Genomic DNA, 10,881 nt, shown 5'->3' with positions numbered 1-10,881 from the left:
CGCCGCCGGGCGTGTCGGGTGTGGGACACCGCCGTGTGGTGTTGCAAACATGTTGTATTTCGCCCGGGCTGTATTGCTGCCGAAGAAAGTCCAGGTGAGCGACGAGGTGTGTCCGTTTCGTGACAGGAGTGTTGCCGTTACGTCCGGTAAGGGCGTTTGGCACGCCCCTCGATTTCGCGCACACTGAGCTCATGTGGTGGTGGATCGCGGTGGGACTGGTGGCGTGGCTGGCAGTGTCGGCCGCTGTCGCGTTCGCTGCGGGGGTGTTCCTGAGGGTGGCCGAGCGAGAAGAAGAGCTCGTCGAATTGCAGCGAGACCAACGCGATCATGCGCGGCCGCCGCTGCTGAACTGACCTTCCCGATTCCTCGAAAAAGGGGACATTTCGGTTCTTCCCGACGCGTGTCCCTCTTCGTCGCGACACGGATCGTTACCTGCGATAACGTGCAGATGAAGCTGTGCCTGAGAGAGGTCGGTTTCGCGTGCCGCTCACGACGCGGGCGCACCAGAAAATTTCGGGGAGGAAATTTATGAATTCTGTCGCGAAGAAAGCTGCCCTCACTGCCGCCGGTGCCGCTGCGCTGGCATTCGCCGTCCCGGGTGTCGCATCCGCTGCCGGCCCCAACGTGTCCGCTTCCGCGGACGACACCTCGATCACCGTCGACTTCGATCTGCCAGAAGGCTCGGTGGAACTCGGCGCCACCTGCGTCACCTACGTCCTCGAGCCGGGCACCGTCGACACCGCGACCCCGTCGGGCCGCATCGACAACCAGCCCGCGGGCACCAAGTTCTCGGTGAAGAACACCCAGACGTCCTCGGCCACCTATGTCAAGGACGGCGCACCCGCGCAGACCGGCGCTCGCGCGCTGACGCCGGGCACCTACGAGGTCTACTGGGGTTGCCAGGACGCCGCCGGTGCCACCTACGACAACATCTTCGACGCGTCGGGTCGCCCGTTCGCGAAGGAGCCCATCACGGTGACCGTCGGCGGTGGCGAAGGTGCACCCGCCGAGTCCGCGCCGGCTCCTGCTCCCGAGGCGGCTCCGGCGCAGGCCGGGCCTGTCTCTGATGAGCCGGTGACGACGCCGGAACCGCCGCTCGACGAACTGCCCATCGATCCGATCCAGTGGTTCCTGGACTTCATTCGCGATCTGCTCGCCCCGCAGTCCTCGCAGCCGTGAGCTGAGCTCGTAGTTCCGGCGGTGCCGCCTTCTGCTGGCACCGCCGGGTCGCTACGAGGCGGTTTGGCAGAGCCCGATTCCAGAGCTATAGTGACGTCGGTCACTCACACGGGGTGGTTGTGACCTGCGTCCGCCGGGCATACCGGCGTCGAGTGCGACGAGGATTGACTTGAGCACCTGCACCACCGATTCGACGTTCGACAGCTCCGCCGCACCGGGGAGCACCGAGTGGATCAAAGCCCACCTCGCGCGGATGGATGAAGACGTCCAGAGCGACGATATGGCAGTAGACCGACGCAACTGACGTCACCGCGTGCTGCGAAGGCAGCCGCGCGTTGCCTGCAGCGCGCGGCTGTCCGTAGCGGGAGTGTTCGGAGGATCGATGGCCGGTGTCCCCGGTTTCGACGATCTCGAGATCGATGCGCTGTCGTCCCGCGCGGGGGCGAAATGGGCGCAAGCGACAGCGGAAGGATTGATTCCCTCCTGGGTCGCAGATATGGATTTCCCTGTAGCGCCGGAGATTCGGCGTGCGCTACTCGAACGGATCGAAAGTAGCGATCTCGGATACCCGGACTGGTTCCGAGGCACACCGCTCCGCACGGAATTCTCTCGGCGCATGACCGCGCGATACGGGTGGGAACCCGATCCGGATGCGGTACGCGAGCAGACCGACCTCATCCAGGCGCTGCAGATCATCCTGCATCTCGCCACCACTCGCGGCGACGCCGTCGCGATCCAGACTCCGAACTACCCGCCGTTCCTCGCCACGATCAGGCGAATGGGTTTGCAGCAGATCGACTTTCCGTTCTTCGATACCGGTGACGGATGGGAACTCGACTTCGAGACCTTCGAGCAGGCGGTCTCGCGATATCGTCCCCGCGTCCTCGTACTGGTGAACCCGCACAATCCGACCGGACGCGTGCACACCCGCGACGAGCTCGAGCGCATCGCGGACCTCGCCGAACGATTCGACATTCTCGTTGTCAGCGACGAGATCCACGCCGAGCTGATCTACGAACCGCACCGCCACATCCCGTTCGCGTCCATCAGCAGTGCCGCCGCCGCGCGCACGGTGACGATCACGTCGGCGAGCAAGGCGTTCAATCTCGCCGGACTGCGATGCGCTGTGGTGCACTACGGATCGGCAGGGCTGCTGTCCCGGCGCGACGGTGAACCGTTCGATCTGTACGGGGCGGTGTCCGTGCCGGGAGTGGTGGCAACACTGGCCGCCTGGCAGGATGGCGATGCCTGGCAGTCCGACCTGCTGCGCGTGCTCGAACGCAATCGCCGACGCGTGCACGACGTGCTCCGCACCGAAGTTCCCGCCGCCCGGCACCACGTCCCCGAAGCGACCTACCTGTCGTGGATCGATGCCGGTCCACTGGGAATCGACGACCCCGTCGACCGCATCGGCAAGAGCGGGGTTCTCGTCGACGGAGGTGCGCGGTTCGGGCGGGAATCCCGAAACCACGTGCGGATCAACTTCGCAACGTCGGACGCGATTGTCGGGAGGATCCTCGACGGTGTGGTCGCCGGACTGTCGACAGGCGGGCGCAGGAAAGCCCCGCCGGCGAATTGAGGGGGGAGGAGCCAGCGGGGCTCTGCGCTGCATCTCCTGTGTCGGGGAGGACTTCAGGGAGACACGGCCACGCGAAGTGGCCGTTGGCAAGTCTAAGTGAGCGTGAGTGATTCGTCCAGGATCGAGACCGGATGGTGATCTGACTCCGAGACATAGGCGATCTTATGGTCTAATCACCGACGCGGACGGGCACCGGGCGAGTGTCCTCGGAGTGTCGCCGGCCGGTTCTGTTCGCGGGTCGGCGACGCTGCCGCCGACGCCGGGCCCGGATGCTGTACCAGCAGCCCCACGCGGCGATGCACAGTCCCACGGCCGACAGCAGATCCGATTCGGTGAGACCATGATTCGGCGTCACCACATACAGGACACGACCCTCGATGGGACCGTTGAGGAGCACCCACAAGCAGGAAGCGACGGCTGCGGCGAGGCTGGACAGCAGATGTGGGCGGGCGAGACACCACGTCGACGCCGCGAAGAGCGAACACATCGCGACGAGAGAATAGAACTCGACATTCTCCACGGGCGGTCACCGTCCTTCGCGCTGCGTACCCGCACCACTCTACGCAGCGGCCCCCGCACCCGCCGTAGCGGCGCGAGTGTTCCGGGTTACTGCGTGGAGCCCTGGAGTCCGGTGCGCTCGCGCTGCTCGAGCATCCACTTCGGGGCGATGAAGACACCCTCGGCTTCCACGCACACCCCGTCGGGGCCGGAGATGAAGCCCTTCGCGAACGCTTTCGCACCCTCGATCCGATCGAGCTGCGCCTCGCAGTGCAGATCACCGAGTGGGGTCGGCCGCCGATACTTCACGGTCAGCGTGCCCGTCATTCCCGGAGCGCCCGCATGCCGGGCAGTGTCGCCGAGGAGCTGATCGAGCACCAAGGCGGAGACTCCGCCGTGCGCGAAACCGGCGGGGCCCTCGTAGCCGGCGTGGAGATGGAAGTCGGCCCACACGCGGCCGTCGTCCTCGAACTGGAACTCGAGCGGCGGCGCGATCGGGTTGCGCAACCCGATCGCGGCATTCCCCCAGGTCCGGAAGCTGCCGGAGTCGTTGAAGCGGGTGCCGTACGGCCCGGATTCCCGATTCCGTTCCAGGATCGACCGGGCCTCCGAGAGGTGCTTGCGAGCCTCGAGGATCTCGTCGTCGCCCCCACGAGACTGGATGGACAGCACGATCAGATCGCGCAGATCCTGGGCCAGCGGCTGGTAGCGTGCGGCCTGAGCTGCGATTTCTTCGTCCGACAACCCATCGTTGACGTACAGTCGGAAGGTGTCGAGCGAGTCCATCATCGTGGGGTATCTCCAATTTCGCGCAAAATCAACTCTCCCATCCGAACAGGGCACGTATGCCCTTGTCAAAAGGAGTAGCCGCTGATCGGGACTGTTATCGCCAGCGAGCGGGGGCATCGGAGTCCGCCTCGAGGGGGCGCTGATAGGACAGATCGGACGTGTCGCGGGTGCCTCTGAGGAAGGCCTGTTTCGTGAAGTACGGCGACTGCAGAAGCGACGCATCGGCCGAGGCGCTCCACTCCACCGTCGACCTCCGCACCGCGATCCGCCACGTGCCGTCGCGCTTGACGAGCCGGTCGATGTATCGACCGCTCATCAATTGCACTGTGGACGAGCCTTTTCCGAGAAGGCCGACGATGACGTAGCTCTCGCAGTGTGCGGTATCGCCGTCGATCTCGCACGTGTGGGTGGTGATGTTGTGGGTGTGAGCGTCCGCCGTCGCGGCATGGACGGAATTGGCCCACTGCGCATAGTCCGGTCCGCTGTTGACGGTCGCGCCGTGCTCGTCGACACCGTCGTCGTGATACGTGCCGCCGAGAAGCTCTGTGTCGTGTCGGTCACACCCGCGCGCGTGGTTCGCGATGCAGTCGAGAATTGCGGCCCGATCCATCAGGTACTGCACGTTGCGCTCGAGGTCGGCGAGATCGGTCATGCCACGGCCTCCTCGCCCACGAGGGTGGTGCGGTGCAGAAGGCGCGGTGACGTCGCCGAATACGGCACAGCGCGGTGCAGCATGCCCGTGTTGTCCCACAGCACGAGGTCGCCGGGCTGCCAGTGATGACGCAGCGAGAACCGCGGCTGCGTCGACCACGCGAGCAGGCGGCTGATCAGGGCTTTACTCTGCTCCTCGGGCCAGCCCACGACGTGCGAGGCGGTCGCGCCGATCAGCAACGACTTGCGGCCGCTGCGTCGCGTCCACACCAGCGGATGCTCGCGCTCGGGCACCCGAGCCCACGCCGCCTCCTGCTTCTCCGTCGGCTCGGGGTTGGCCAGACGCTGGGCGGCGGCGAAGCTGTGCACCACGCGGAGCGTCTCGAACTCGGCCTTGTCCCGGTCGGAGAGGGCCTCGTACGACGCGTAGGTGTTCGCGAACTCGGTGTCGCCGCCCTCGTCGGACACCTGCAGCGCAGTCAGCAGCGTGCCCTTCTGGGGGACCTCGTCGGTGGCGCCGTCGATGTGCCAGTAGAAGGTGCCGGTGTTGTACGACGCCAGGACCGTCTTCGCGGGGTCGAGGCTGATCGCGGACACCTCGGGGTGGTCTTCCTGGCCGCCCATCGGCGGGACGACGACCTCACCGAGCATGCGGCTCAGTTCGACGAGGTCGCCGTCGGTGATCTTCGCTTCGCGGAACACCACGACGCCGTACTCGTCGACCAGTTCCTGGCAGCGCGCGGCGGCTTTCGGGTCGGTGAGGGTGTGGCCTGCGACGCCGGTGATTTCTGCGCCGATTCCTTCGGAGATGGGGGTGGCGTCGGCAAACAAGGGGCGGCCTCCAGGTCGGGCAAGAAGTAGATAGTCTCTTCATGAGAGTACTATTCTCGTTGTGTATTAGTAAGGTTCTCCAAGGAGGCTCGTGGTGCGGATCGGGTTGACAGGTGGCGCATCGACCACCGACAAGATCGTGAATCAAGCACAGAAAGCGGAGGCCGACGGCTTCTCGTCGCTCTGGTACGCCAGCACGGTCGCGGGCGACCCCCTCACAGCACTCGCCATCGCCGGTCGCGAGACGTCCACGATCGAACTCGGTACCGCTGTGCTCCAGACCTACCCCGTCCACCCGCTGCTGCAGGCGAACCGCGTTGCGGCAGTAGCGGAAGCCATGGGACGCCCCGGCTTCACCCTGGGCCTCGGTCCGTCGCACGAATCTCTTGTGCGTGACGTGTACGGCATGTCGTACGACCGGCCCGGCCGCAACACCGAGGAATACGTCCGCATCGTCACCGCGCTCCTCCGCGGCGAAGACATCGACTACCAAGGCGGAGAATGGAGTACGCGCAGCGAGGGTCGCATGGCGCGTGTCGCGCATGAGGTCCCCGTGCTGCTCTCGGCGATGTCGCCTCGGATGCTGCGTGTCGCGGGGGAATACGCCGACGGCACGGTGCTGTGGATGGCGTCGGCGAAGGTCGTCGAATCCGTCATCTCACCTGCCATCCGCGCCGCAGCGGAGAACGCGGGCCGCCCGTCGCCGCGCATCGTCGCGGGGCTGCCGGTCGCGGTGCACGACGACGCCGACGAAGCGCGCGCCGCGGTCGCTGCGACCGCCACCATGTACGCCGGTATGCCGAACTACCAGCGTGTCCTCGAGGTCGGGGGAGCGAGCACTCCCGCTGACGTCGCGATCGTCGGCAACGAAGCCTCCGTCCAAGCTCAACTTCAGGGCCTGCTCGACGCCGGCGCCACCGACGTCTGGGCCGCGATCTTCCCCGTCGGCGACGACGTGCGCGGCTCGGTCCAGCGCACCCGAAACTTCTTGAGCTCACTGACCACCCGATAGTCCCCTTCCCGCGCGGAAATTCGTTTCCCACACCCGCAAAGAGCGTTGTGGGAAGCGAATTGCGTCGCGGGAGTTATCCACAGCTGCCGGAGCCATCCACAGATCTGTCGCTTCCGTCGAATCCGGCACGTGTCGGGTGTGCCGCGATGAGAGTTTCGGTGTCATGACCCCACCGAAACCCTTCCGCCGCAGCGACGCTCTCAGCTCAGGTCTGAGCGACTCCGAAGTCCGTCGGGGACTCCGGACCGGCGAACTGGAACGCCTCGCTCCCGGGATCTATCTGGACGGCCCTACCGCCGAGGGCCTCGACGCGATCGAACGACATCGAATCCGAGCGCACACCACGGGAGCAGGACTGCCCGACGGGACCGCGATCAGCCATGTGTCTGCCGCCGTTCTGCACAGACTGGCGTTGTGGCGTCCCGATTTGAGCCGCATCCACGTGACCCGTGACGGGCGATCCGGTGGCCGTCGCGGCGCCGGACGTCATGTGCATGTCGTACACCTCGGCGCCGACGACGTGGTCCAGGTCGACGGAGTGCCGTGTACGACCATTGCGCGGACAGTCGCGGACCTCGCCTGTACGGCACCGATCGACGAGGCCGTGATCGCCGGGGATTCGGCGTTGGCGAGAAACCCTTCTTTGAAGGCGGCACTACCGGAGGCCCTCGAAACCCTCGGCCGACGGCAAGGCATCGCCGCAGCGCGACGGATCATCGCTTTTCTCGACGGACGTAGCGAAAGCCCCGGTGAGTCGTTGAGCCGGTTGCGGATGGAACAGATCGGGTTGCCCGCCCCCTCACTGCAGGAGGCTGTGCACACCTCGGACGGCGAATTCGTTGCTCGCACCGACTTCTACTGGAAGGAGCATCGAATCGTCGGCGAGTTCGACGGCATGGGTAAGTACAGAGAGGACGCCCCCGACGTTCTTCGTCGGGAGAAGCTTCGGGAGGACGCGCTACGCGATCTGGGTTTCCAAGTGATCCGCTGGACGTGGGCGGAACTGCCCCGGTTCGACGTCGTGCGTGCCCGCTTCGATCGGGCAGTTGAGCGGGCGAGGCGTCACTAGCGATCGTGCGGTCTTCCTGCGCGGATACCAGCTTCCCGCGTCGGCGATTGTCGTTGTCGGAAACTGACGGGCGCGCGGGAAGGGCGACTACGCCGGATCGAGGGCCGCGGACTCGTCGAGGCCGGGCACCGGGGAATGCGATCGGCTGCCGCTGTTCTGATTCCACAAGATCACTTCGGAGCCCGGCTCGGCGTCGGTGGCTCCGTTCGGTTGTTGCGCGATGATCACGCCGGTGGTCGGGGCCGGCTCGCCGTCCGGGCCCACCGGCGTGAATCCGGCTCCGAGCACCATCGTGCTGGCATCGTCGGCGTCGAATCCCACGACGTCCGGCACCTTGCGCGTCGGTCTGTCCCGCATACTGCGCATAACTCGCAGTGTACGAGGCTTGGGGGGAATTGGGATCAGACAGCGTGCGGTGTTCGGTGGGCTAGCGCTTCGGTCGCGCAAGGGTGATCGTCAGCAGGGTGAGCAACTTGTCGTCCGCACCGGAATCGACGAGTGCGACCTTGACCACGGAGTGGTCGTCGGCGTCGCGGACGATCGTGCCGTGCGATCGCGCCGGGCCCTTCTTCACCTGCGCCAGGTAGTGGACCTGGATGTCGGTGGCGACGAGGCCGGGACGCATCGCGTGCGCGGCGGCCTCGCCGAGCAGGGCCTGTGCGCCGCCTTGGATGGTGCCGATGGAATTGGCGACGAATCCGGTGAGATCGAGCTCGAACTCGCCGTTGGCGGCGTCCACCTCGCGGAGATTCAGGCGGGAGAAGACGTCGTCGTCGATAGGGACCGGCGGGTATTCGCGAATCGTCCCGACCCACTGTTCGGGCGTGTACGACGCGACATCGCCGTGGGTCGCGGCGGAGCGGGGGAGGCGCACGAACGTGACGAGACCGCGTGCGGCGAGGGTGAGGCTGCCCGTGCCGGGGGTGTCGATCGAGTTCGCGATCTCACGCAGATCGGTGACGCCGTGCGTGTCGTACACGTCGGTCTCCACCAGGATCGTCTTCTTGCCCACGCGGACCAGCTTGGCGTCGATTGCGATCGGCCCGGGACGCAGGAAGCCGGCGGCATGGATCGAAAGATCCTGTGTCGCGGTCCAGTCGGGGGAGCCTACGACGAGAGCCGGGGACGAGGCGACGATGTCGACCAGCGTCGTGAGGAAACCGAGCGATGCCGTGCCGCTGGGATTGCACAGCTTCTCGGTGACGATCGCGCCCATGATCGCGCGGTCCCTCGAAACCTGGAGCGATTTGATGCCGAAATCCGAGGTGAAAGTGTGGTCTGCGGACACGGTCATCCCTCCCAATGCGGAAATGCCATTCTCATTCATGGAAATGACTCTTCCATAAAAGTGTGCGTAGCGGGAGGGCTACGTTCAGCCTCGGTGCCCCGACCCGCTGGCCGCCAGCCGGATGTAGAGGAGCTTGTCGCGCGCAGCCAGGGCGCTGACCTCGGGCGATCCGACACGGAACAGACTTCCGTTGCGCTCGACCCCGAGCACGATCTGACCCAGATGACGAGGGTCCTGACCCACCTCCTCTAGGTCCACAGCGCGCTCGGCGATGGTGAACCCCTCCTCCGGAGTCAGAATGTCCTCGATCATGTCGACCACGCGGGGAGAGCTCCGCGCGGCACCGAGGAGCCGGCCTGCGGTCTCCGACGAAACCACCACCGTATCCGCGCCGGAGCGGCGCAGTAGATGCGCATTCTCCGACTCGCGGATCGCGACGACGATCTTCGCGTTCGGGTTGATCTCGCGGGCAGCGAGAGTGATGAGCACGGCGGTGTCGTCGCGGTTTGCTGCGACAATCACCGATGCCGCACGCTGTACCCCCGCGACACGCAGCACGTCCTGTTTGGTCGCCGAACCGTGCACGGTCACCAGACCTTGCCCCGCCGCACTCTCGAGGACCACGGGATCGGTGTCCACCACCACGATCCGCGACGGCGGAACCTCGTCGCCGAGCATCGCGTCGACCGCGGAACGGCCCTTGGTGCCGTACCCGAGGACGACGGTGTGGTCGCGGACCCGGCGGCGCCAGCTCTGGATGCGGAACGTCTGACGCGAGGTCTCGGTGAGCGCACCCAGCGTCGTACCGACCAGCACGATGAGGAAGAAGACGCGCAGCGGCGTGATGACGAGGACATTCATCAGTCGCGCGGACGGGGTGATCGGCGTGATGTCGCCGTAGCCGGTGGTCGAGAGCGACACCGACGCGTAGTAGAAGCAGTCGAGCAGCGACAGCTCGTTGTCCTGGGCGTCGCGGTAGCCGTCGCGGTCGATGTAGACGAGTGCGACCATCACCAACAGGGCCACCAGGGCGTAGCCGATGCGCCGCACGATCGCGCGCGCCGGGCTGGTCGACATCTGGGGGACTCTCAGCACACCGACGAGAGCGAAGTCGGGGCGTTCCGTGAGCTGATCGGACCGGCTGAACCGGGCTCGCAACCTGTCAGGCATTACGTCACTCTTGCACGCGAGTGGTCGCTCCGTCGAAGTATCAGGTGACGACGATTTCGCGGAGGTCGGTTCGGATGGTGCGGTAGATCTCCACGAGGTCGGCATCTTCGCCGCGTTCGATGCGCCGGACCCAGGTGTCGAACGCGATACGCGAGACCACACCGGCCGATTCGACGAGCAGCCGCGCGAACGATTCGGAGCGGAGTCCGCGCAGGCGTTCGGCGACGCTCGTGGTGATGCGGCACATGGCCAGGGCATCGGCGGTGAACGCGGCGGCGCGCAGGTGGTCGTCGGAGGCGATGAGCCGGCGGGTGCGCAGAATGCGCTCCCGCGTGGTCTCGGAGCCGGTCAGGAGCCGCTGCAGTGAGCGCTCGTAGAAGGCTTCGATGCCCGACAGGTTGATGTCTTCCTGCGGAACTGACCGAAGCCATTCGACGATGTCGGATTCGAGTTCGCGGTCCGGGCCCCACACCGATTCCTCTTTGGTGGCGAAGCATCGAAAAAATGTGCTTGAAGACACACCGGCTGTTCGGGCAATCTCGTCGACGGTCGTAGCGGCGAATCCCTGGCGTTCGAACAGCGTCAGGGCAGCTTCGGAAATCTCGAGACGCGTCTCCTGCCTGCGCCGTTCTCGCAGGTCCGGGACACGTGCCTGGGTTTTCGGGGTCATCGGTGGGTTCCTTTCACCTCGGACCGCAACGTTGAAAGTCCGGGTCAATCTAACAGTGAAAATCAAGTTGACAGTCACTTCCAAGCCGGGCGAGACTTTCACGGTTGTCGCATTCGCGATCGATATACCCATTCAGGAAGCAATC

General features: G+C 65.7%; 14 protein-coding genes. 6 read left to right on the top strand and 8 right to left on the bottom strand.

All coding sequences use genetic code 11. The annotated features are described in order from the left end of the window. Positions 1–191 precede the first annotated feature (191 nt). From HCA61_RS05290 to HCA61_RS05280, 4 genes are all read left to right on the top strand, one after another. Complete coding sequence (locus HCA61_RS05290) at positions 192–353, top strand: hypothetical protein (protein ID WP_169687123.1); 162 nt, start codon at positions 192–194, stop codon at positions 351–353. A 175-nt stretch (positions 354–528) separates the two neighbouring features. After that, positions 529–1,179, top strand: coding sequence for a hypothetical protein (locus tag HCA61_RS05285; RefSeq protein ID WP_169687122.1), 651 nt, complete (start codon positions 529–531; stop codon positions 1,177–1,179). Between the two features lie 169 nt (positions 1,180–1,348). Further along, positions 1,349–1,483: a hypothetical protein gene (locus HCA61_RS26550; protein WP_277351980.1), complete on the top strand. Its 135-nt coding sequence runs from the start codon at positions 1,349–1,351 to the stop codon at positions 1,481–1,483. Positions 1,484–1,561: 78 nt separating this feature from the next. Further along, the gene (locus HCA61_RS05280; protein WP_169687121.1) at positions 1,562–2,758 is read left to right on the top strand and encodes an aminotransferase class I/II-fold pyridoxal phosphate-dependent enzyme; all 1,197 of its coding nucleotides are present in this window, start codon (positions 1,562–1,564) and stop codon (positions 2,756–2,758) included. Between the two features lie 169 nt (positions 2,759–2,927). Here HCA61_RS05280 and HCA61_RS05275 read toward each other — a convergent pair whose 3' ends face one another. The 4 genes from HCA61_RS05275 to HCA61_RS05260 all read right to left on the bottom strand — a co-directional run bounded on the left by HCA61_RS05275 (position 2,928) and on the right by HCA61_RS05260 (position 5,527). After that, the gene (locus tag HCA61_RS05275; RefSeq protein WP_169687120.1) at positions 2,928–3,278 is read right to left on the bottom strand and encodes a hypothetical protein; all 351 of its coding nucleotides are present in this window, start codon (positions 3,276–3,278) and stop codon (positions 2,928–2,930) included. Positions 3,279–3,364: 86 nt separating this feature from the next. Next, positions 3,365–4,042, bottom strand: coding sequence for a PaaI family thioesterase (locus HCA61_RS05270; protein ID WP_346777489.1), 678 nt, complete (start codon positions 4,040–4,042; stop codon positions 3,365–3,367). Between the two features lie 97 nt (positions 4,043–4,139). After that, positions 4,140–4,697, bottom strand: a complete 558-nt coding sequence (locus HCA61_RS05265; RefSeq protein WP_169687118.1) for a nuclear transport factor 2 family protein — start codon at positions 4,695–4,697, stop codon at positions 4,140–4,142. Next, entirely contained in the window at positions 4,694–5,527 is an 834-nt protein-coding gene (locus tag HCA61_RS05260) for a TauD/TfdA family dioxygenase (protein ID WP_169687117.1), read from the bottom strand. Before HCA61_RS05260 ends, HCA61_RS05265 begins: the two co-directional genes overlap by 4 nt. Before the next feature lie 94 nt (positions 5,528–5,621). On the opposite strand from HCA61_RS05260, the gene HCA61_RS05255 reads away from it, so the two are divergent. Together HCA61_RS05255 and HCA61_RS05250 are read left to right on the top strand one after the other, a co-directional pair. Further along, the gene (locus HCA61_RS05255) at positions 5,622–6,539 is read left to right on the top strand and encodes a TIGR03564 family F420-dependent LLM class oxidoreductase (protein WP_169687116.1); all 918 of its coding nucleotides are present in this window, start codon (positions 5,622–5,624) and stop codon (positions 6,537–6,539) included. Positions 6,540–6,702: 163 nt separating this feature from the next. After that, the gene (locus tag HCA61_RS05250; protein WP_169687115.1) at positions 6,703–7,608 is read left to right on the top strand and encodes a type IV toxin-antitoxin system AbiEi family antitoxin domain-containing protein; all 906 of its coding nucleotides are present in this window, start codon (positions 6,703–6,705) and stop codon (positions 7,606–7,608) included. Positions 7,609–7,695: 87 nt separating this feature from the next. Here the strand turns inward: HCA61_RS05250 and HCA61_RS05245 are convergent, their stop codons facing one another. The 4 genes from HCA61_RS05245 to HCA61_RS05230 form a co-directional block, all read right to left on the bottom strand. After that, positions 7,696–7,974, bottom strand: coding sequence for a PASTA domain-containing protein (locus HCA61_RS05245; RefSeq protein ID WP_169687114.1), 279 nt, complete (start codon positions 7,972–7,974; stop codon positions 7,696–7,698). A 61-nt stretch (positions 7,975–8,035) separates the two neighbouring features. Beyond that, the gene (locus HCA61_RS05240) at positions 8,036–8,935 is read right to left on the bottom strand and encodes a hypothetical protein (RefSeq protein ID WP_240958956.1); all 900 of its coding nucleotides are present in this window, start codon (positions 8,933–8,935) and stop codon (positions 8,036–8,038) included. A gap of 45 nt (positions 8,936–8,980) precedes the next feature. Beyond that, positions 8,981–10,066, bottom strand: coding sequence for a potassium channel family protein (locus tag HCA61_RS05235; RefSeq protein WP_169687113.1), 1,086 nt, complete (start codon positions 10,064–10,066; stop codon positions 8,981–8,983). Between the two features lie 40 nt (positions 10,067–10,106). Then, positions 10,107–10,736: a TetR family transcriptional regulator gene (locus tag HCA61_RS05230; RefSeq protein ID WP_169687112.1), complete on the bottom strand. Its 630-nt coding sequence runs from the start codon at positions 10,734–10,736 to the stop codon at positions 10,107–10,109. Between the last annotated feature and the right edge of the window lie 145 nt (positions 10,737–10,881).

It is taken from the genome of Rhodococcus sp. HNM0563 (assembly GCF_012726195.1).
Taxonomy (GTDB): domain Bacteria; phylum Actinomycetota; class Actinomycetes; order Mycobacteriales; family Mycobacteriaceae; genus Rhodococcus.
Note: the sequence above shows the minus strand (reverse complement) of the source record. Positions and strands in the feature narration are given on the sequence as shown.

What these genes read in the sequence shown, in the direction of transcription:
- HCA61_RS05290 (WP_169687123.1), top strand. Translation starts at nt 192, where the DNA reads ATGTGGTGGTGGATCGCGGTGGGACTGGTGGCGTGGCTGGCAGTGTCG.
- HCA61_RS05285 (WP_169687122.1), top strand. Translation starts at nt 529, where the DNA reads ATGAATTCTGTCGCGAAGAAAGCTGCCCTCACTGCCGCCGGTGCCGCT.
- HCA61_RS05280 (WP_169687121.1), top strand. Translation starts at nt 1,562, where the DNA reads ATGGCCGGTGTCCCCGGTTTCGACGATCTCGAGATCGATGCGCTGTCG.
- HCA61_RS05270 (WP_346777489.1), bottom strand. Translation starts at nt 4,042, where the DNA reads ATGGACTCGCTCGACACCTTCCGACTGTACGTCAACGATGGGTTGTCG.
- HCA61_RS05265 (WP_169687118.1), bottom strand. Translation starts at nt 4,697, where the DNA reads ATGACCGATCTCGCCGACCTCGAGCGCAACGTGCAGTACCTGATGGAT.
- HCA61_RS05250 (WP_169687115.1), top strand. Translation starts at nt 6,703, where the DNA reads ATGACCCCACCGAAACCCTTCCGCCGCAGCGACGCTCTCAGCTCAGGT.
- HCA61_RS05245 (WP_169687114.1), bottom strand. Translation starts at nt 7,974, where the DNA reads ATGCGCAGTATGCGGGACAGACCGACGCGCAAGGTGCCGGACGTCGTG.
- HCA61_RS05240 (WP_240958956.1), bottom strand. Translation starts at nt 8,935, where the DNA reads ATGAATGAGAATGGCATTTCCGCATTGGGAGGGATGACCGTGTCCGCA.
- HCA61_RS05235 (WP_169687113.1), bottom strand. Translation starts at nt 10,066, where the DNA reads ATGCCTGACAGGTTGCGAGCCCGGTTCAGCCGGTCCGATCAGCTCACG.
- HCA61_RS05230 (WP_169687112.1), bottom strand. Translation starts at nt 10,736, where the DNA reads ATGACCCCGAAAACCCAGGCACGTGTCCCGGACCTGCGAGAACGGCGC.